This is a genomic window from Paraburkholderia sp. DD10 (assembly GCF_049177125.1).
Lineage (GTDB): Bacteria > Pseudomonadota > Gammaproteobacteria > Burkholderiales > Burkholderiaceae > Paraburkholderia > Paraburkholderia terricola.
Window position 1 is genome coordinate 1,800,576 of record NZ_CP185392.1, and the last position, 20,434, is coordinate 1,821,009.

Annotated in this window: 17 protein-coding genes; 7 read left to right on the top strand and 10 right to left on the bottom strand. The window is 65.0% G+C overall.

The genetic code is table 11. The features are described 5' to 3' along the window. Positions 1 to 108: 108 nt before the first annotated feature. The gene (locus ACOCG7_RS08185; protein WP_073429932.1) at positions 109 to 2,061 is read left to right on the top strand and encodes an AI-2E family transporter; all 1,953 of its coding nucleotides are present in this window, start codon (positions 109 to 111) and stop codon (positions 2,059 to 2,061) included. A 193-nt stretch (positions 2,062 to 2,254) separates the two neighbouring features. Here ACOCG7_RS08185 and ACOCG7_RS08190 read toward each other — a convergent pair whose 3' ends face one another. The 3 genes from ACOCG7_RS08190 to ACOCG7_RS08200 all read right to left on the bottom strand — a co-directional run bounded on the left by ACOCG7_RS08190 (position 2,255) and on the right by ACOCG7_RS08200 (position 5,376). Beyond that, a complete protein-coding gene (locus ACOCG7_RS08190; protein ID WP_073429933.1) occupies positions 2,255 to 3,238 on the bottom strand; it encodes a 2-dehydropantoate 2-reductase in 984 nt (327 codons plus the stop codon). Between the two features lie 70 nt (positions 3,239 to 3,308). Next, positions 3,309 to 4,103 carry a class II aldolase/adducin family protein gene (locus tag ACOCG7_RS08195; RefSeq protein ID WP_421375077.1) on the bottom strand — a complete coding sequence of 265 codons (795 nt, stop codon included), beginning with the start codon at positions 4,101 to 4,103 and terminating at the stop codon, positions 3,309 to 3,311. A gap of 73 nt (positions 4,104 to 4,176) precedes the next feature. Next, the gene (locus ACOCG7_RS08200; protein WP_073429935.1) at positions 4,177 to 5,376 is read right to left on the bottom strand and encodes an amino acid aminotransferase; all 1,200 of its coding nucleotides are present in this window, start codon (positions 5,374 to 5,376) and stop codon (positions 4,177 to 4,179) included. 204 nt (positions 5,377 to 5,580) lie between these two features. On the opposite strand from ACOCG7_RS08200, the gene ACOCG7_RS08205 reads away from it, so the two are divergent. Further along, positions 5,581 to 6,522, top strand: coding sequence for a LysR family transcriptional regulator (locus ACOCG7_RS08205; protein WP_073429936.1), 942 nt, complete (start codon positions 5,581 to 5,583; stop codon positions 6,520 to 6,522). Between the two features lie 306 nt (positions 6,523 to 6,828). Here ACOCG7_RS08205 and ACOCG7_RS08210 read toward each other — a convergent pair whose 3' ends face one another. The 3 genes from ACOCG7_RS08210 to ACOCG7_RS08220 all read right to left on the bottom strand — a co-directional run bounded on the left by ACOCG7_RS08210 (position 6,829) and on the right by ACOCG7_RS08220 (position 9,540). After that, the gene (locus tag ACOCG7_RS08210) at positions 6,829 to 7,668 is read right to left on the bottom strand and encodes a MipA/OmpV family protein (protein ID WP_421377592.1); all 840 of its coding nucleotides are present in this window, start codon (positions 7,666 to 7,668) and stop codon (positions 6,829 to 6,831) included. 467 nt (positions 7,669 to 8,135) lie between these two features. Then, complete coding sequence (gene msrA / locus ACOCG7_RS08215; RefSeq protein WP_073429937.1) at positions 8,136 to 8,849, bottom strand: peptide-methionine (S)-S-oxide reductase MsrA; 714 nt, start codon at positions 8,847 to 8,849, stop codon at positions 8,136 to 8,138. A 163-nt stretch (positions 8,850 to 9,012) separates the two neighbouring features. Further along, the gene (locus ACOCG7_RS08220; protein ID WP_421375080.1) at positions 9,013 to 9,540 is read right to left on the bottom strand and encodes an Lrp/AsnC family transcriptional regulator; all 528 of its coding nucleotides are present in this window, start codon (positions 9,538 to 9,540) and stop codon (positions 9,013 to 9,015) included. Positions 9,541 to 9,702: 162 nt separating this feature from the next. On the opposite strand from ACOCG7_RS08220, the gene ACOCG7_RS08225 reads away from it, so the two are divergent. After that, positions 9,703 to 10,719: a 1-aminocyclopropane-1-carboxylate deaminase gene (locus ACOCG7_RS08225; RefSeq protein WP_421375082.1), complete on the top strand. Its 1,017-nt coding sequence runs from the start codon at positions 9,703 to 9,705 to the stop codon at positions 10,717 to 10,719. 98 nt (positions 10,720 to 10,817) lie between these two features. On the opposite strand, the gene ACOCG7_RS08230 is transcribed toward ACOCG7_RS08225, so the two are convergent. Beyond that, on the bottom strand, positions 10,818 to 11,708 hold the full coding sequence (locus tag ACOCG7_RS08230; protein WP_114164502.1) for a LysR family transcriptional regulator: 891 nt from the start codon (positions 11,706 to 11,708) through the stop codon (positions 10,818 to 10,820). A gap of 131 nt (positions 11,709 to 11,839) precedes the next feature. Between ACOCG7_RS08230 and ACOCG7_RS08235 the strand changes: the two genes are divergently transcribed. Further along, the gene (locus tag ACOCG7_RS08235; RefSeq protein ID WP_114164501.1) at positions 11,840 to 12,565 is read left to right on the top strand and encodes a pirin family protein; all 726 of its coding nucleotides are present in this window, start codon (positions 11,840 to 11,842) and stop codon (positions 12,563 to 12,565) included. Between the two features lie 136 nt (positions 12,566 to 12,701). Here the strand turns inward: ACOCG7_RS08235 and ahpF are convergent, their stop codons facing one another. The 3 genes from ahpF to prpR all read right to left on the bottom strand — a co-directional run bounded on the left by ahpF (position 12,702) and on the right by prpR (position 17,147). Then, positions 12,702 to 14,294, bottom strand: coding sequence for an alkyl hydroperoxide reductase subunit F (gene ahpF / locus ACOCG7_RS08240; protein ID WP_347143103.1), 1,593 nt, complete (start codon positions 14,292 to 14,294; stop codon positions 12,702 to 12,704). Between the two features lie 150 nt (positions 14,295 to 14,444). Continuing rightward, positions 14,445 to 15,008: an alkyl hydroperoxide reductase subunit C gene (ahpC, locus tag ACOCG7_RS08245; RefSeq protein ID WP_006046984.1), complete on the bottom strand. Its 564-nt coding sequence runs from the start codon at positions 15,006 to 15,008 to the stop codon at positions 14,445 to 14,447. Positions 15,009 to 15,131: 123 nt separating this feature from the next. Beyond that, a complete protein-coding gene (gene prpR / locus ACOCG7_RS08250; RefSeq protein ID WP_421375085.1) occupies positions 15,132 to 17,147 on the bottom strand; it encodes a propionate catabolism operon regulatory protein PrpR in 2,016 nt (671 codons plus the stop codon). 206 nt (positions 17,148 to 17,353) lie between these two features. Between prpR and ACOCG7_RS08255 the strand changes: the two genes are divergently transcribed. From ACOCG7_RS08255 to ACOCG7_RS08265, 3 genes are all read left to right on the top strand, one after another. Beyond that, on the top strand, positions 17,354 to 18,235 hold the full coding sequence (locus tag ACOCG7_RS08255; protein WP_073429944.1) for an isocitrate lyase/PEP mutase family protein: 882 nt from the start codon (positions 17,354 to 17,356) through the stop codon (positions 18,233 to 18,235). A gap of 316 nt (positions 18,236 to 18,551) precedes the next feature. Further along, complete coding sequence (locus tag ACOCG7_RS08260; RefSeq protein WP_073429945.1) at positions 18,552 to 19,991, top strand: MFS transporter; 1,440 nt, start codon at positions 18,552 to 18,554, stop codon at positions 19,989 to 19,991. 4 nt (positions 19,992 to 19,995) lie between these two features. Next, positions 19,996 to 20,430 (top strand): GNAT family N-acetyltransferase, encoded by a 435-nt coding sequence (locus ACOCG7_RS08265; protein ID WP_073429946.1) that lies wholly within the window; start codon positions 19,996 to 19,998, stop codon positions 20,428 to 20,430. The last annotated feature ends 4 nt before the right edge of the window (positions 20,431 to 20,434 follow it).

Below are 20,434 nucleotides of genomic sequence, written 5' to 3' on the forward strand. Positions count from 1 at the left end.
CTACAATTCGGGCATGCGTATTGCTGCCAGGCGCTTTAGTCGACGCCGACGTTCCAGCCGCGCGCGCCTTCCCTATAAAGCGACGCCATTCAATCGGAAAGTGTGCTCATGAAATTATCGCTCCCGCCGCATGGGCGGCCGAACCGCGTCTATCCGCCGGGCACGCCTGGCCTGCACGGTCTCGCCTCGGTGATCACCGGCGTCGTGGTGGTGTGCGCGCTGTACTTCGGCCGCGCGGTGCTGATTCCGATCACGCTCTCGGTGCTGCTCAGCTTCCTGCTCGCGCCGCTCGTGCAGACGCTGCGGCGCTTGCATATGGGACAGTTGCCGTCGATCTTCATCGCGGTGCTGTTCGCTCTCGCCACCCTGCTTGCGGTCGGCGGACTGATCGGGGCGCAACTGGTGCAACTCGCCGGCGACCTGCCGCAGTATCAGGTGGCGATCGAGCAGAAGATCGAGACGGTGCAGGAAAAGACCGTGGGCCGCGCCGATTCGCTGATGAAGCGCGCCGCCGCCACGCTGCAACGCGTCGCGCCGTCGAAACCGAATCCGCCGCGCCCTACCGGGCGCGCCGCGCGCAATGCGCCCGCCGTGCCGACGCCCGTCGAAGTGCACGAGCCCTCGCCCACGCCGTTGCAACTCGCCCAGCGCGCGTTGTCGCCGGCCATCGCGCCGCTCGAAACGACCTTCATCGTGCTGGTGGTGACGATCTTCATCCTGTTGCAGCGCGAGGACTTGCGCGACCGTTTGATCAGCCTGTTCGGCTCGCGCGATCTGCACCGCACCACCACCGCGATCAACGACGCCGCCGGGCGCCTGAGCCGCTACTTCGTCGCGCAACTGGGCGTGAACGTGAGCGCGGGCGGCGTGATCGCGATCGGTCTCGCGATCATCGGCGTGCCGGGCGCGCTGCTGTTCGGCGTGATCGCCGCGTTGCTGCGTTTCGTGCCGTATATCGGCATCTGGATCGCGGCGATCCTCGCCGTCTTTCTCGCCGCCGCCATTCAGCCGCAATGGACGATGGCGGTGTATACGCTGATTCTTTTCATCGTCGTCGACGTGGTGGCCGGGCAGGTCGCCGAGCCGCTGCTGTACGGTCACCGCTCGGGGCTGTCGCCGCTCGCCGTGGTGGTGGCGGCGATTTTCTGGAGCTGGCTGTGGGGACCGGTCGGCCTCGTGCTGTCCACGCCGCTCACGTTGTGCGTCGTCACGTTGGGCCGCTATGCGGACCGCCTGAACTTCCTCACCGTGCTGCTGGGCGATCAGCCCGCGCTCACGCCCGCGCAGACCTTTTATCAGCGCCTGCTCGCCGACGATCCGCATGAGGCGATCGTGCAGGCGGAGCGTCTGCTGCGCGAGATGTCGCTGATCGACTACTACGACAAGGTCGCGCTCGAAGGTCTCAAGCTCGCCCGCAATGACGCGATGCGCGGCGTGCTGATGCCCGAGCAACTGGCGCGGGTCAACGAGTCGCTGGTGGATATCGTCGAAAACCTGGAAATCGCGGACGGCGTGCCGGAGCGGTTGTCTCGCGCCGATCCGGCGGAATCCGCCGGGGCGGCGCTGGCTTCGGCGTCGGCGGATCTGTCCGAGCGGCCAGAGAGCCATATGTCGGCGCATCCGCACTCGCGCGCCGAGACTGAAAAAACCTCGGTGCTGTGCGTGCCCGGACGCGGCGCATTCGACGAAGTCACCACCGCGATCGCCGTGCAACTGCTCGGCCGCCAGGGCCTTGCGCCGCTAATGGCGACGCACTCGGGCTATCGCAGCGCGCGCGCCGACGAACCGGCCTTCAAGGATGCGCCGATCATCTGCATCGTCTCGCTCGACGCGCCGGAATCGCCGCCGTATCTGCGCAATATGTTGCGCCGCACGCGGCAATGGCGGCCGCGCGCGACGCTCGTGGTCGGCGTCGGCGGAGCGCCGCAAGCGGGGCCGGAAATGGGCGCGACCGGCGCTTCGCATGCGGCGCCGACCTTCCGCGCGATGATCGAGGAATGCCTCGCGGCGGCGGGCACGCAGCACGCGCGGCAGGCTTCGCATGTGGGCGGGAGTGGTTGAAGGAGTGACGGCGGGTTGACTGCGGGTTGACTGCGGCGTTGACGGGCGGGAATGGCTGCGGCGTTGACTGCAGGAACAGCGCGAAGCCGGCTGCGGCACCGACCCTGCCCGCCGCGAAATGGAGGAAAGCCGAGTCCCTCTGCGGCGCTCGGCGCGAAGCCCGCGTCATATCGCCGAAGGTCGGCCGCCCGCCTCACTGCTGCGGATACAAGCCCAACGTGCTCGCATGCAGCCGCGCGAGACCGAGCAACGCATCCGTGTACGGCGTCGCCACATGAGTCAGTTGGCCGAGTTCGCGCACCGCGGCCACCAGCGCATCCAGTTCGACCGCCTTGCCCGCCTGCACGTCCTGCAGCATCGAGGTTTTCATCGCGCCGAGCTTGAGCGTGACCTCGTGGCGATCGTCCGGCGCCTGCTCGATCGGAATGCCGAAGCGCGCGCCGATCTCCTTCGCTTCCAGCATGATGCGCGTGACGAAGCCGCGCACCAGCTCGTCGCTCAGAATCCGGTCGGTGGTCGCGCCGGTGATGGCGCTGATCGGATTCATCGTCATGTTGCCCCACAGCTTGTACCAGACGTCGCGCTGAATCTGCTCCGACATCGACGCATTGAAGCCTGCCGCGGCGAGCGTCGCGGTGAGCGCCGCGACGCGCTCGCTCGGCTGCCCCGACGCCTCGCCGACGATCAGCCCATTGCCCTGATGATGCCGGATCACCCCCGGCGCCTCGACGAGGCAACTGGCGTGCACCACGCAACCCACGGTCTGTTCGGTCGGAATCGCGGCGGCGATCGCGCCGTCAGGATCGATCGACTTGAGCCGCTTGCCCGCGAAGTCGCGGCCAAGGCCGTCGCAGAACCACCACGGCACGCCGTTCATCGCCGTCAGCACGATCGTCCGCGGACTCAGCAGCGGCGCGACGTGCGCGGCCACCGACGCCATCGCCGGTCCCTTCACCGCCACCACGACGAGGTCGTGCACGCCGAGTTCGGCCGGCTGTTCGCTCGCCTTCACCTTCACGGCATGCGTGGCGCCGCCTTCGATCAGACGCAAGCCGTGCTCGCGCAATGCGCCGAGCGTCGCGCCACGCGCCACCACGCCGACATCGTGGCCGGCCTGCGCGAGCTTCACGCCCATCCAGCCGCCGATCGCGCCCGCACCGTAGATCGCTACTTTCATCGCTTCAATCCTTGCGTTTAGTCGTTTATGTTTAATCTTCGCGTTTAATCCTCGCGTTTAATCCTCGCGTTTAATCCTTATAGCTCGCGTCGATGCGGTCCGCCCGCCGCACCAGCGCGTCGAACACGTCCTGTCCCGCACCGTGACGCGGGTCGAACTGCAACGCGTCGCGCGAACAGCGAATCGCGACCTCTTCCGGCACGGGCCGCGCGCGCCCCATCGAAAACGTCGCCATCTGGATCTCGCACGCGCGGTTCAGCGTCCATAGCATCGCGAAAGTCTGCGGCAACGTGCGGCCCCACGCAAGCAGGCCATGATTGCGCAGGATCACGGCCTGCCGGTCGCCGATATGTTCGAGCAGGCGCGGACCTTCATCCGCGTGAACGGTGATGCCTTCGAAGTCGTGGTACGCAACGCGCTCGTGCAACTGCGCGCTATAGAAGTTGGTTTGCTGCAAGCCGTCCTCGAGACACGCCACCGCGACGCCCGCCGTGGTGTGCGTATGCATCACGCAGTGCGCGTCGGGCAAGCCTTCGTGAATCGCCGCATGCACGACGAACCCCGCGGGATTCACCGGATACGGCGAGTGGTCGAGCACGCGCCCTTGCACGTCGATCTTCACGAGATTGCTCGCCGTCACCTCGCTATAGTGCAGGCCGAACGGATTGATCAGAAAATGCCGCTCGCCGCCGCTCGCGCTCGACGGCACACGCAACGTGATGTGGTTGTAGATCATCTCGGTCCAGCCGAGCAGGTCGAAGATGCGATAGCACGCGGCCAGTTGCACGCGCGCCTGCCATTCGTCGGGATGCATCGCGGCGTGCTTCGGTGCGTCGGCCGCTTGCATCTCAAGGGTCGGGGTCATTCGAGTCTCCATCGTTGTGGTTCGCTGTGGTTGTCGCGGTTCGATTGCCGCGAATCGGAAGGAATCGGAAACGCTATGCCCCCGCCACGACCGCCGCGATCGACGACGCCACATAACCGGCGTTGCGCGCGTTCAATCCGGCCACGCACATGCGCCCCGAACGCAGCACGTACACCGCGTACTCGCCGCGCAAGCGCTCGACCTGGCTCTCGCTCAGGCCCGTATAGGTGAACATGCCGCGCTGCGCGAGATAACGCGCGCGCATCACTTCATCGACGCGGCCGGCGAGTCCTTCGTGGATCGTGGTACGCATCGCGAGAATCCGCTCGCGCATGGTGGCGAGTTCCGCTTCCCATGACGCATGCAACGACGCATCGGCGAGCACGTTGGCGACCAGCCGCGCGCCGTGCGTCGGCGGATTGCTGTAGTTCGCGCGCACCGTGGACATCAACTGGCCGAGCACGCGGCCGGCCTCTTCACTGCTTTTGCAAACCACGCTCAACGCGCCGCAGCGCTCGCCGTACAGCGAGAAATTCTTCGAGAACGAATTCGCGACGATCAGCGCCACGCCCGCATCGGCGAGCAGACGCACGCACGCGGCGTCTTCGTCGATGCCCGCGCCGAAGCCCTGATACGCCATGTCGACAAACGCGATCAGATTGCGGCGCTGCAATACCGGCACCAGTTCCGCCCATTGCGCCGGGGTGAGGTCGACGCCCGTCGGGTTATGGCAGCACGCATGCAGCAGCACGATGCTCCGCTCCGGCAAGCGGCCGATCGCGTCGAGCATGTCCGCGAAACGCAGGCCGCCGGTGTGTTCGTCGTAGTACGGATAGGTGTTGACGGTCAGGCCCGCGCCCTCGAAGATCACGCGATGGTTTTCCCAGCTCGGATCGCTGATCCACACCTGCGAGCCGGGGAAATAGCGCTTCAGAAAATCCGCGCCCACCTTCAGCGCGCCCGAGCCGCCAATGGTCTGCAAGGTCGCGATGCGGCCCGTCGCGCGCGCTTCGTGGTCCGCGCCGAATACCAGCGCTTGGGCGGCGTCGCGATAGAGCGGCAGGCCCGCCATCGGCAGATAGGAGCGTGGGCCGATCGCATCGAGCAAGGCGGTTTCGGCGCGCCGCACGGCGTCCATCACCGGCAGCTTGCCGGCGTCGTCGAAATAGATGCCGATGCTCAGATTGACCTTGTTGGGGCGAGGATCGAGTTGAAAGTCCTCGTTCAGACTCAGAATCGGGTCGCCTGGGTAGGCGGGAATGTGGTCGAACATGGCAAGTCCTTGGTGGTGGGCGTGGGTCCGGCGTCGCTATGGTTTCGGTGCGGCGAGCAAAGCGCCGACACCCGCCGGACGAGACCCAAAGTCTAAGCGTCATTGGGTGCGTGCGTCGATTGGGGCAAGTGTCAGGCAATCGCTCGCGGCGCACAATCAATCGATTTTTCACGATTAGTAAGTTTTTCTTTACAATCGTTTTTCATGTCACTCACGCGCGTCACCATTCGTCAGTTCGAAGCGTTTCTCGCCATCGTCGATTTGCACAGTATCGGCGCGGCGGCGGAGCGGCTCGGGCTGACCTCGTCGGCGGTCAGCCAGTTGCTGGCCGAACTCGAAACGGAACTGGGCTTTCGCCTCTTCGACCGAACCACGCGGCGCGTCAATCTGTCGAGCGCGGGGCAGGATTTTCTTGCCTCGGCCGAATCGGTGTTGCGCCATGTGCGCGCCGCCGCGCAATCGGCCAACGACATCCGCAACCGCGCGGCCGGCATCGTGCGGGTCGGCGCGCCGCTGGTGCTCGCGGCCACCGCGTTGCCCGCGGCCATCGCCGAATACGCGCGCGGCAAACCGAAAGTGGTCGTGCGGATTGTCGACACCGTGGTCGAGCAACTGGTGGAGCGCGTGGAAAGCGGCGACGTGGATCTCGCGATCGGCCCCGACCGGCAAAGCGGCGCGCGCGTGGGGCGCGAGCGGGCGTTCGCGAGTCCGTGGGTGATGTGGTGCGCGCCGGCGCATCCGTTGAGCGCGCGGCGCCGTGTGCAGTGGCGGCATCTGCGCGACGTGCCGATCGTCGCCACCGGCCGCGACCACGAACGCGCGGTCGGGCAGATGCTCGCCAATCTGCCGGCCGAGGCCCGCATCATTCCGGTCGACGTGGTGGACAACGTCACCACGGCATTCGGTCTCGCATCGCAAGGGCTGGCGGTGACGCTCGCGCCCGCCTATGTCGCGCCGCTCGCGCGCACGTTCGGGCTGGTGATGAAGCGGATCGTCGATCCGGAAACCATCCGCGAGGTGTGCTTGTACCGCTCCACCGAGCGCGCGCTGTCGCCGCCCGCCGACGGCTTCGCGGAATTCATCGTGCCCTGGCTGAAGCGCTGGGACCGCGAAACGCAGGCCGGGGCGAAAACGAAGCGCGGCTGACCGGCCGCCTCGCGGCGCGAGCACGCGCCGTCCAGCGCCCGGGTGAGGCGGCTCGGGTATTGCTGTGTTCGACGGCACGCAACTTTGCACCGCCCGCGCCGGTCAATCATGCGAGCCATGCAGCGCCTCCCATTCATTCGAGCCCTACTCGCGCGCCGTAGCCGATCTCGTTCGCGCGCCGCTGCGCCGCGCCCTTCTCGCAACGTTCGTGTGGCATGCCGCTGCCCATCGATAGCGCTTCCGACTTTCATCGCCCGATAGCGGCCATCGGTTAAGCACCGCCTTCGCCGTGCATCGGCAAACGCATCAGAAGCGGTAGTTGATGGAAATGTCGGCCACGCCGTTCGCCTTGCGGTGCGTGATCGGACTGTTGCCCGCGCTGCCGACCAGTTGCTGGAATGCGCCATCCGCGGTGGCGAACCAATGCTTGTCGAACAGCCACACCACGCTGATGCCGAAGCCCACCGACTTGACGCCCGCGCTCGCGTGATATTCCGGATACCGCGAGTGCGCCGCCTGCTCGCGATTCACGCCGAACCAACTGTTCATGTAGGTGGAGTCCGCGAAGCTTACGTTGGGCCCGGCGAACCAGAAGAAGTTGTTGGTGCTGCCCGGCATCGGCATATACGCGCCGAGATCGCCGGTCCAGCCGTTCGAGCCGCCGAAGTAGCGTCTGACGTCCGCGCGCAGCACCAGCGGGAATTCCTTCGACACCACGTATTCGCCCGAGAGCTTGAGGCCCGGCGCCGGATTGATGTTGCCGAGGCCGTTCAGTTCCTGCGGATCGTCGTGGCCGCGGCGTCCGAGATCGTAGATGGCCGCGAGGCTTGCACGCCAGTTTTGTCCCTGCGCAAAGTTGACGCCGAGTCCCTCGCCGCTCGAAAAGAAAAACAGATCCTTGTAGCGCACGTCGACGCTCGGGCCGGCCATCAGGTGATACCGGTCGGAGCCCTCGTAGCGCGGCTGGAACGACGTCGCCGCGCCGACGCGCAACTGCCAGTCGGGAACGCTCGGCTGCCACACCTTTTGCAGTGGAATCCCCGCCGAGTATTGCCATTCGCCCAGCGGCGAAGGCGTTTGCGCCAAGGCGGCGCCCGGAACGACGGCAACGCCGAGGGTCACGGCGACCAGAGAAACTGCCGCGATGCCTATTGGTTTATTGCGGAACGTGCCGATCCGCTTTTCACGGCTGTCATTGCGCACCAGAAGCCTCCGATCTCGCGCAGGGCGAAGGGGTTTTAGGTTCCGCCTGGGTCCGCAAGGAATCGAACAGCACCCCGGCGCACGCCGCGCTCTCAGGCGCGGCGTGTAGTTTTTTCAGCAAACGATACGCGTTGCCCGGCAAGAACGCACCTGCTCGGGGAGTCGCGTACCGGACAGCGGGCCTTTCGTATGAACCATTGCCGCGAAAGCCTTGCCGACGGACCCACTGTGCAAAATGCGGGCCTGGTCGGCGGAAGCGGTGCGAAACCGGTTAAACGCAAACGGGAAACAACGAGAGGCCGAGCGAGCGTGCCAGCACGCCGTGGCAAGGAATCGCGAGCGCAATGCGCCTTCAGGAAACCACGGCGCCGCGCGATGCGGCGCCGTTGATGCATCGAACGCGGGCGATCCTACCTGGCCGCTTCGACGAGGACCGGCTTGTCGCGATAGAGATTCGGGAACAGCCGCTTGAGGTTGGCCACCTTCGGCATATCGTTAAGCGCGATATACGCGGAGTTGGGATGCAGCGTGAGGTAGTTCTGGTGATAGAACTCGGCGGGGTAAAAAGCCTTGAACGTCTCCGTCTTCGTGACGATGGGCGCCCGAAACGCATGCGCCTTCTCGAGCTGCGCGATGTAGCCTTGCGCGACGCGCCGCTGCATATCGGTCATCGGGAACACGGCCGAGCGGTATTGCGTGCCGCTGTCCGGCCCCTGGCGGTTCAGTTCGGTCGGATCGTGAATGACCGAGAAGTACACCTGCAACAACTGGCCGTAGGTGACCCTGGCCGGGTCGAAGGTGACCTGCACGGCTTCCGCATGGCCGGTCTCGCCGCCGCTCACCGTCTCGTAGTGCGCGGTGTCGCGCTCACCGCCCGCATAGCCCGACACCGCCTTGCTGACGCCGCGCACATGCTGGAACACGCCCTGCACGCCCCAGAAGCAGCCGCCTGCGAATACCGCCGTTTCTTCGTGCGCCGTGGCGGCGGAGACCGGTTCGTCGAGCGCGGGCGGCGCGATCACAACCGCGGCCTCGGACGCGAACGCGATGCGCCATGCCGACGCGCCGCCGGCAAGCGACGCCGCGCCGATCAACCTGAAGAAAATCCGTCTGCTGCAAGCCATGATGATCGTCCCGGAAAGTTCGCACGTTTCACCCGTTCGGGCGTTGGTCGTGCCGCCCGCGAGTGGTCTCGATGTTTAGTCGGCCAGCAAGGGCTTTTATGACAGCATGCGCGTCTTTCCGCATCGAGGCATCGAGGCATCGCAGCCGGGGCTACAGCGGCGCTCACAGCGGAAATTTCGTGGTCGAGAGAATTTCCTTGAGCACCATGAACGAGCGAATCTGCCGGACGCCCGGCAGATAAAGCAACTGCTCCGCATGCAAACGGTTGAAGCTGTCGCTGTCGCGCGTGCGGATCGTCATGAAGTAGTCGAATTCGCCGGTCACGACGTGGCATTCCATGCAACCCGGCACCCTCTGCGCGGCTTTCTCGAAGTCCGCGAACGACTCGGGCGTGGAGCGATCCAGCACCACGCCGATGATCACCAGCATCCCCGCGCCCGCCGCTTTCGGATCGATCAACGCGACCACGCCGCGAATCAGTCCCGACTCCTTGAGCCGCTCGACGCGCCGCAAGCACGCCGGCGCGCTCAGCTTCACTTTTGCCGCGAGCGCGACGTTCGAGATCGACGCGTCCGTTTGCAACTGGCGCAGGATCGCGCGGTCGATGCGATCGAGCGATTGCAGCGGGTCGGCTTGTGATTGGGCGGTAGCCGATGCGGCCGGCGCGCTTCGCACTTTCGTTGCGCTCATAGGTTGGTTCACAAGTTTTTATTAAGTCATTGCGGCATTTCTCTTTTCGAAATTACGCCCATCGCAATTTTTTCGCAAGCTCATTTCTGGCGCTTTTCCCTACCATTGTCTCAACGCGACGACCTGCTGTTCGCGTCGAACCTACTCATCACAGGAACTGCCATGAACCTGCAACGATTCCCGCGTCATCCGCTGACTTTCGGGCCGACGCCGATCCAACCGCTAAAACGCCTGAGCGATCACCTCGGCGGCAAAGTGCATCTGTATGCGAAGCGCGAGGACTGCAACAGCGGTTTTGCATTTGGCGGCAACAAGACGCGCAAGCTCGAATATCTGATTCCCGAAGCGCTGGCGCAGGGTTGCGACACGCTCGTTTCGATCGGCGGGATCCAGTCGAACCAGACTCGCCAGGTGGCCGCCGTCGCCGCGCATCTGGGCATGAAGTGCGTGCTCGTGCAGGAGAACTGGGTCAACTACTCGGATGCGGTGTACGACCGCGTCGGCAATATCCAGATGTCGCGCATTCTCGGCGCCGATGTGCGGCTCGTGGCCGACGGCTTCGACATCGGCTTTCGCAAGAGCTGGGAAGACGCGCTGGAGAGCGTGCGCGCGGCCGGCGGCAAGCCTTACGCGATTCCCGCCGGCTGCTCGGATCATCCGTTGGGCGGGCTGGGTTTCGTCGGCTTCGCTGAAGAAGTTCGGCAGCAGGAAGCGGAACTGGGTTTCAAGTTCGACTACATCGTGGTGTGCTCGGTGACGGGCAGCACGCAGGCCGGCATGGTGGTCGGCTTCGCCGCGGACGGCCGCGCCGAGCGCGTGATCGGCATCGACGCGTCCGCGAAGCCCGCGCAAACGCGCGAGCAGATCATCCGAATCGCGAAGCGGACCGCGGAAAAAGTCGAACTGGGGCGCGACATCACCAGCAAGGACGTGGTGCTGGACGAGCGCTTCGGCGGTCCCGAATATGGCTTGCCGAACGACGGCACGCTGGAGGCGATCCGCTTGTGCGCGCGCCTCGAGGGCATGCTGACCGATCCGGTTTACGAAGGCAAGTCGATGCACGGCATGATCGACATGGTGCGCAACGGCGAATTCCCGGAAGGGTCGCGCGTGCTGTACGCGCACCTGGGCGGCGTGCCGGCGCTGAACGGCTATAGCTTCATTTTCCGCAACGGCTGAGCGGCGAGTAGCGCGATGAGCGACGCGACGGCGGCCGGCATGCATCGAGCCGGCTGCCGCCGCGAGGTGGCGATGTGTTGTCATGGCGACCTGGCGAATCACGCCGCCAACTGCTTCTTCAAATGCTTGCGCAAGAATTCGACAAAGGCTCGAATCGTCAGAGAGCTTTGCCGATGCTGCGGATAAACCGCGTAGACGCTCGCCGCGGCGGGCAGGAATTCCTCGAGCACGGTCACGAGCTTGCCGCTTTTTAACGCGTCGGCAACGATGAAGTCGGGCAGCCGCGCGATGCCCAATCCGGCCACGGCGGCATCGCGAATCAGTTCGCCGTTATTGGCCCGCAACGGCCCATGCACTTCCACGCTCTTGTGCGCGCCCTCGACGATGAACTCCCAGTTCACCGCCCCGCCGTGCCCATACAACAGGCACGCGTGACGTTGCAGATCGGCAGGCGCCGCAGGCGCCCCGCGCCGCCGCCGATAGCCGGGACTGCAACACGCCACCATCCTCACGTCGACGAGCTTCTGCGCGATCAGCGTGGAATCCGCCAGCGTGCCGATGCGGATCGCCATGTCGAAGCCCTCGCCCACCACGTCGGCGGTGCGGTCGCTCAACTCCATGTCGAAGCGCACGTCGCCATGCTCGCGCAGGAACGCCGCCACCAGCGGCGACAGATGCGTCATGCCGAACGACATCGGCGCGCTCACGCGTAGCAGCCCTCGCGGACCGGCGCGCCGCAGCGACATGGCCTGTTCGGCGTCTTCCACTTCACCGAGGATGCGTTTGGCGCGCTCGTAAAACTCCTGACCGAGTTCGGTCACGGCCAGCTTGCGCGTATTGCGGATCAGCAACTGCACGCCGAGTGCTTCTTCGAGCGCCATCACGCGCCGGCTGACGAACTGCTTCGAGAGCGCCAGCCGCCTGGCCGCCGCGGTGAAATTACGAGCGTCGACCGTGGCGACGAAGATCCGCATGTCATCGAGTTGCATCGTATTGTCCACCGTATCGTGACAGTGTTTCCTGGATGACGGCGATTATAGCCATCCTGATTGACCTACACTGTCATTCATGGATCGCGGACTCACCATTGCCCGATCGCAAACAACCCAGGAGAAACACGATGCTCGATATCAGACACGCCAATCAACGCGGCCGCGCGGAGCACGGCTGGCTCAGTTCGCGTCATACGTTTTCTTTCGCGAACTATCACGACCCGAAGCAGAACGGCTTTTCCGACCTGCTGGTGATCAACGACGACCGTGTCGCACCGGCGCAAGGCTTCGGCAAGCATCCGCACCGCGACATGGAGATTTTCTCGTACGTGCTGGAAGGCGCGTTGGAGCACAAGGACACAATGGGCACCGGCTCGGTGATCGTGCCCGGCGACGTTCAGTTGATGAGCGCGGGCACGGGTGTCGCGCATAGCGAATACAACCATTCGAAGAGCGAGCCGGTGCACTTTCTGCAGATCTGGATCGCGCCGGGGCAAAAGGGCACGCAGCCGCGTTATCAGCAGCGTCACTTCGGCGCGGATCAGAAGCGCGGCGTGCTGCGCCTCGTGCTCTCGCCGGATGGCGCGAACGATTCGCTGGTGCTGCAACAGGATACGCGGGTTTATGCCGGTCTTTTCGATGGCGATGAAAGCGCCCGGCTCGAACTCGCCAGCAATCGCTATGCGTATGTTCACGTGGCGCGCGGCAGCGTGACGGTGAACGGCGTCGAATTCGGCGAAGGCGACGGCGCGCGCGTGCGCGGCGAGCAAGCGCTGAGCTTCACGCAAGGCCATGACGCCGAAGTGCTCGTGTTCGATCTGCGCGACATCGAGATGTCGGAGTTGTGGGCTTGATGTGGTTTGAGGGGGGTTCGAACGCACGGAATCAAACGTTGCGTTCGCCCTCTGTCTTTTCACCTTAAAAACACCGCACGCCTCAAATAAAAACGGCGGCCCGCAGGCCGCCGTCCACTACCAACCAACCACTCACTCACACTGCCACTTCAGCTTCAGCCTCTTTCACCACTTCCACTTCTTCGCTATTGCGGATCAGGTGATCGAATGCGCTCAACGATGCCTTCGCGCCCTCGCCCACCGCGATCACGATCTGCTTGAACGGCACCGTGGTCACGTCGCCGGCGGCGAACACGCCCGGCACCGACGTCGCGCCGCGAGCATCGACGACGATTTCGCCGTGCTTCGACAACTCCACCGTGCCCTTGAGCCATTCGGTGTTCGGCACGAGACCGATCTGCACGAACACGCCTTCGAGTTCGACGTTCTTCGTTTCGCCCGAACGCAGATCCTTGTAGGCCAGACCGTTGACCTTCTTGCCGTCGCCGGTGATTTCCGTGGTCTGCGCCTGAGTGACGATCGTCACGTTGGCGAGGCTGCGCAGCTTGCGTTGCAGCACTTCGTCCGCGCGCAACTGGGCGCCGAATTCGAACAGCGTGACTTCGCGCACGATGCCCGCGAGGTCGATCGCCGCTTCCACGCCGGAGTTGCCGCCGCCGATCACCGCGACGCGTTTGCCCTTGAACAGCGGGCCATCGCAATGCGGGCAGTACGCCACGCCGTGATTGCGATATTCGCGCTCGCCGGGCACGTTGATTTCGCGCCAGCGCGCACCGGTCGCCAGGATGATGGTTTTCGCCTTGAGCACCGCGCCGTTGGCAAGACGCACTGCGTTGATGCGGCCGGGGATCAGCGCTTCGGCGCGCTGCACGTCCATGATGTCGACTTCATAGCTCTTCACGTGCTGTTCGAGCGCCGTCGCGAACTTCGGCCCCTCGGTTTCCGTCACGGAGACGAAGTTTTCGATCGCCAGCGTATCGAGCACCTGGCCGCCGAAGCGTTCCGCCACCACGCCCGTCGCAATGCCCTTGCGCGCCGAGTAGATCGCCGCCGCCGCGCCCGCGGGACCGCCGCCGACGATCAGCGTATCGAACACCGGCTTCTTTTCCAGTTCCTTCGCGGCGCGCGCACCGGCGTTGGTGTCGAGCTTCGCGAGAATTTCCTTCACGCCGCTGCGGCCCTGGCCGAACACTTCGCCGTTCATGAACATGGTCGGTACCGCCATGATCTGGCGCGCTTCGACTTCGTTCTGGAACAGCGCGCCGTCGATCGCCACGTGGCGGATGCGCGGGTTGATGAGCGCCATCACGTTCAGCGCCTGCACGACTTCCGGGCAGTTCTGGCATGACAGCGAAAAATACGTTTCGAATTGGTAGTCGCCGTCGAGGTTGCGGATCTGTTCGATCACCGCGTCGTCGAGTTTGACCGGATGGCCGCCGACCTGCAAAAGCGCGAGGACGAGCGACGTGAATTCATGCCCCATCGGAATGCCGGCGAAACGGATGCCTGTGGCCTTGCCCGGCTCGCCGATCGAGAACGACGGCTTGCGCTCGTCGTCGCCACGGCGTTCGATCACGGTGACGCGTTCCGACAACGTCGCGATATCGTTCAGCAACGCCAGCAGCTCCTGCGATTTCGCGCTGTCGTCGAGCGACGCGACGATCTCGATCGGCTTGCTCACCTTTTCCAGGTATGTTTTCAACTGAGTCTTGAGATTGGCGTCCAGCATGGCTTTCGATTCCGTGACGAGGGGTGTTGGGTTCCCGGCGCCGCGCACATCGGATAGGACGTGCGCGGCCCGGGGACGCGCGGGCCGCTGTGAAAAGCGGCCCGCGCGGCGATGCGCCGCGAGGCGCTGACTGCAAAGGGTCTTGAGACCTTAGATCTTGCCGATCAGGTCGAGCGACGGGGTCAGCGTTTCAGCGCCCGGCGTCCACTTGGCGGGGCAAACTTCACCCGGATGCGCGGCGATGTATTGCGCGGCCTGCACCTTGCGCAGCAGTTCGCCGGCGTCGCGGCCAATGCCGTTGTCGTGGACTTCGCACAGCTTGATCTCGCCTTCCGGGTTGATCACGAACGTGCCGCGCAGCGCCAGGCCTTCTTCTTCGATCAACACGTCGAAGTTGCGCGAGATAGCCAGGGTCGGGTCGGCGATCATCGGGTACTTGATCTTCTGGATCGTGTCCGACGTGTCGTGCCATGCCTTGTGCGTGAAGTGCGTATCGGTCGACACGCTGTAGATTTCAACGCCGAGCTTCTGGAAATCGGCGTAGCGATCGGCCAGGTCACCCAGTTCGGTCGGGCAAACGAACGTGAAGTCGGCCGGGTAGAAAACGAAAACCGACCACTTGCCCTTCAGGCTTTCTTCGGTGACGGTCACGAATTCGCCGTTGTGATAAGCCTGTGCCTTGAACGGTTTGACTTGACTATTGATGATCGGCATTTGCTGAGTCCTCTTTCGGAGTGGTTGGAAAGTGGAGCCAGTATGTCAGACCGCGCTTAATAGGTAAAGCGGATTGTTTTAATGATAGCAATAGTCATACGCTATTTATCGCGCCGCTGGCAGCTATCGCGGCGGATCGGTTTTCATGAGCCGCCAGAGGGTCGTGCGGCCGATTCCGAGTGCGCGGCTGGCCGCCGCGCGATTGCCGCCCGACTGCTCGAGAGCGCGCATGACGTCCTCGCGAGTCGGGGAAGTGCGGGCCGGCGCGTGTTCGTCTTCGCCGGCTCGGGACATCGGCGCGGCGGGCGTTGCGACAGCCGGCGCCTGTTTCATTCGCCCGAACTCCGGGAACATCGACTGCAAATCCCGCCTATCCTGGCCTTGGCCGGCCGCGTCGCTTAGATAGATCGCGGCGCGCGTCAGCAGGTTTTCCAGTTCCCGGACATTGCCGGGCCACGCGTAATGCTCGAACAAGGGCGCGAGAAACGTCAGCACCCGGTCGAGCGTCGCCTCCGACAACCCATATTGGCGCGCCCCGCGGCTTAACAAGTGCCGCGCCAGTTGCGCGACATCGCCGCGCCGTTCGCGCAGCGGCGGCAATTCTATCCGAAGCAGATTCAGACGAAAATACAGATCCGCGCGAAACAATCCCTGTTCGACGAGCGCATGCAGATCGCGATGCGTCGCGGCGATCACCCGCACGTCGACCGGCGTGGCGCGCCCGGAACCGAGCTTCATCACCTCGCGCTCCTGCAGCACGCGCAGCAGACGGCTTTGCAACGCGGCCGGCATTTCGCCGATTTCATCGAGGAAGATCGTGCCCGTGTGCGCGATTTCGAAAAGGCCCGGCTTGCCGCCACGGCGCGCGCCGGTGAACGCGCCCTCCTCGTGACCGAACAGTTCGCTTTCGATCAGCCCCTCGGGCAAGGCCGCGCAATTGAACGCGACGAACGGATTGCCGCGCCGCCGGCCGGCGTTGTGGATGCCTTGCGCGACCAGTTCCTTGCCGGTGCCGCTTTCGCCGGTGAGCAGCACGGTGGCGTCGTGAGCGGCGCCCGCGCGCGCGAGCCGCCGCACCCGTTCGAGCGCCGCCGATCCGCCGATCAACTCGTCCAGCCGATGCCGCGCGACCAGATGCTTCGGCCGCTGGCTGGTGCGTAGCGAATGGTCGATCCGCTGCGCGACGAGAGCGTCCTGCACCGTCACCACCGAGCCGGAGCGCGCGCCATGCTCCATGATCGGCACGCAGTTGACGATCAGCGCGCGGCCGCCGATCCGCTCGATCCGTTCCTCGATCGGCAGGTCGTTCGCAAGCGTTTCGCGCAGCCACGGACCGACGACGCGCGCGACTTGCGCCGCCGCGTCCTGTTGGCGGTCCGCCGAAAGAGCTTCTTTCGGGGCGCCGAGGCCCAGCAGTTCGAGCATCGCCGGGTTGACCGCTTCGAGCACGCCGGCGTCGTCGAAAGCGGCGACGCCGTCGCGCAGATGGGCCACGATCGTATTCAGCCGCACGCGCTTCGACTCCTTCTGACGGCTCACCCGCGCCAGTTCGACCGAGCGCTCGAACGCTTCCTCGACCGCGCCGAGCGAGTACAGGAAAACGCTTTCGAGCCCGGCTTGCTGCGCGAAATCGCAAGCCATGCCGGGGCCGATGATGACGCCGCAGCCTTCGGCGGCCAGCTTCTCGACGGCGAGCCGCACTTCGTCGATCGAACGGTAGGCGCGCTGCGTCAGCCCGACCTTGAGCCACGCGCCGAGATCCGCCAGTTCGTGCGAGATCGTTTCGTGCAGCACCAGGCCGATCCGCGCGCCGGGCCACGTGGTGGCGGCGCGGGCAATCGCACCGAGCACGTCGAAGCCGTTCACCTTGACCATGACGACCGGCACGTTCAGGTTGTCGCGCAGGTAGGCGCCGTTCGAGCCGGCAGCCAGCACCACGTCGACCGAGCCCGCATCCACGTAGGCCTGCAAGGCGGTGACGGCCGCCCCGTAGCCTTCGCGAACCGAAAAGAATCGGGCGCGCCCGGCGTAACGCGGCGCGACGGCCTCGCAAAGCGACTTCAAGCGGCTGATACTGACGAGTGCAACGCCAGGCAGCGCCTTATTGGCATTCGCGACGAGCGACGGGAACGTGGACATTGCGGTAACTCCGCGAACAGTTGAAACGTTCCATGAAACGTTTCACGGAACACACGCGTATTCTGCCATGAACCCGCGCAGCGCCGCTTCGCGCCGCAAGCTCCTGATTCGATTGCCTAAGTCCCGGAGCCTCGCGCGATGGCATGCTTCCTGCAAAATCACGGCCGCCTCTCAAACCCGCTTACCTTTTTCGGAGACACACCGTCATGACCACTTCCGCCACACGCCGCGCCGCCTTCCGCGCCAAGGTCGAGCAACGCCAGGGCCTGCTGGTGCCCGGCGCCTTCAACGCGATGAGCGCGCGTGTCATCGAGGACGCCGGTTTCGAAGCGCTCTACATCACCGGCGCGGGCGTCACCAACATGTCGCTCGGCCTGCCCGACCTCGGCTTCATCGGTCTCGCCGAAGTCGCCGAACATACCGCGCGGATTCGCGACGCGGTCGCGCTGCCGCTGATCGTCGATGCCGACACCGGCTTCGGCAACGCGCTGAATGTGCGTCAGACGGTGCGCGTGCTCGAGCGCAGCGGCGCCGACGTGATCCAGTTCGAGGACCAGGTCATGCCGAAGAAATGCGGCCACTTCGCCGGCAAGGAAGTGGTCGGCACGAGCGAGATGGTCGGCAAGATTCGCGCGGCCGTGGATGCCCGCGAGGACCGCAATCTGCAGATCATGGCGCGCACCGACTCGGCGGCGGTCCACGGCATCGAGGACGCGATCGAACGCGGTCACCGTTTCATCGAGGCCGGGGCCGACATTCTGTTTATCGAGGCGACCGAATCGCTCGCCGACATCGAACGTCTGCCGTCGCTGTTCGACCGGCCGCAGTTGATCAACATCGTGATCGGCGGCAAGACGCCGGTGCAATCGCGCGAGGCGCTCGCGCAACTCGGCTACGGCATCGTGCTGTACGCGAACGCGGCGCTGCAAGGCGCGGTGCTCGGCATGCAGCGCGCGCTCGGCACGTTGAAAAACAACGGCCGCCTCGACGAGGACGCGACGCTCGTCGCGCCGTTCAGCGAACGCCAGCGGCTCGTCAACAAGCCGCTGTACGACAAGCTCGACCGCGAGTACGCCGCGAAAGACTGAGCGACGCGCGCGCTCGTGTTTCCGGCCGACCGGCGCGCAGGGAGCGCGCCGGTCGCCTCGGGCGCCGGGCGACTGCCCTGGCCGACGATGCAACAGCGATTACCAGGTTAGGATTCAAGGCCGGCGACGAGGCGCGTCCCTTCAATGGAGCGTTATTCGCAGCCGCGATCCTGTCGCGCATTCGCGTCGTCCGAAGGCCGGAAACACCTCTTCGAAAGGTAGTCGCAAGAACCATGAAATCCAGACCCTCTCTCCGAACCTGCCTGCACCTTCACGACATTCATGAGCCCGCACGCCGTGCGGCGGAGACAGCGCAATGACCGCCGGCGGCACACGCAACGCGCATGTCGGCTGGCTGCCGTATATCGTCGCGGCCACCTTCTTCATGGAGTACCTCGACACCACCGTGATCGCGACGGCGCTGCCGCAGATGGCGCAGTCGTTCGGCGTCGGACCGAACAGCCTGAGTCTCGGCATGACCGCCTACATGCTGGCGCTCGCGATCTTTATTCCGGCGAGCGGCTGGGTCGCCGACCGCTGCGGCTCGCGCACGGTGTTCGTCAGCGCGATCGCCGTGTTCACGGTGGCGTCGGTGTTGTGCGGGCTGTCGCAGAACGTCGTGGAGTTCACGGCCGCGCGATTGCTGCAAGGCATGGGCGGCGCGATGATGGTGCCGGTGGGCCGCCTGATCGTGGTCCGCAGCACCGAGAAGAGCCGCATGATGCAGGCGATCTCGACCATCACGTGGCCCGCGATCGCCGCGCCGGTCATCGGGCCGCCGGTGGGCGGCTTCATCACGACCTATGCGTCGTGGCGCTGGATCTTTCTGCTGAACGTGCCGTTCGGCCTGGCGGCGATGGCCGTCGCGTTCGCGCTGGTGCCGAACCTGCGCGGCAGCGAACGCAAACCGCTCGACGTGGTCGGCTTGTTGCTGAGCGGCACGACGCTCACGGCGATCCTGTACGGCGCCGAACTGGCGAGCCAGCCGGGCGAAAATCCGTGGGTGGCCGCGGCGGTCATCGGCGGCGGGTTGCTGATGGGCGTGCTGGCGTTCCAGCATGCGAAGCGTCACCCGCATCCGCTGATCGACGTTTCAACGCTCAAGATTCCCACCTTTTCCGTGACGGTCGTGACGGGCTCGTTCACACGCATCGGCATTGGCGCGGTGCCTTATCTGATGCCGCTGCTGTTTCAGGTGGGCTTCGGCTTGTCCGCGTTCAAGTCGGGCTTGCTGCTGCTCGCGAGCGCGCTCGGCAACCTCGGCATGAAGGCGCTGACCACGCGCATTCTGCAACGTTACGGCTTCCGCATGGTGTCGATCGTCGACGTCGCGGTGGCCGGCGTGTTCATCATCGCGTGCGGGCTGTTGACGCCGGAGGTGCCGCTTGCCCTCGTGCTGTTCGTCGTGTTCATCTACGGCGTGGCGCGTTCGATGCAATTCTCGACGCTTGCCACGCTGGCCTACGCCGACGTCGCGCAGCCGCAGATGAGCGCGGCAAGCACGCTATGGAGCGCGGCCGCGCAGATGACGATCGGTCTCGGCATCGCGTTCGGTGCGGTAGCGCTGCGCGCGGCGGCGTTCTTCAACGGCGAGACGACGGGCCGCATCTTCACGCTCGACGATTTCCGTCTCGCGTTTCTGTGCGCGGGCGTGCTGACGCTGGTGTCGGTGATCGGCTATATGGGCCTCGCGCACGACGCCGGCCAGAGCATCGGCGGCGGTTCGCGCGGCGCCGAAGATCCGGCCAAAGGGTGATGACGTGCAAGCAGCCGAACTAACGATTTCGAGCGACAAGGCCGACCTCGACATCGAGATGATCCATGCATTCCTGTCACGGCAAACAGCGTGGGCGCAGGGCATGCCGCGCGACACGCTGGAGCGTGCGATCGCGGGCTCGCTATGTTTCGGCGGCTATGTCGGCGGCAGGCAGATCGCCTTCGCGCGCCTGATCACCGACGAGGCGACGTTCGCCTACCTGTGCGACGTTTTCGTGCTGCCGGACTATCGCGGCAAGGGCTATGCGTCGGCGTTGATGAAGCACGTTTTCGCCAGCCCATCGCTCACGGGTCTACGCAGAATCGTGCTGGTGACGACCGACGCACATCATGTGTACAGGCCGCACGGCTTCCGTGAACTGGCGAACCCCGAGCGTTATATGGAGTTGCACGATCCCGACGTCTACAAGACGGCATAACCGC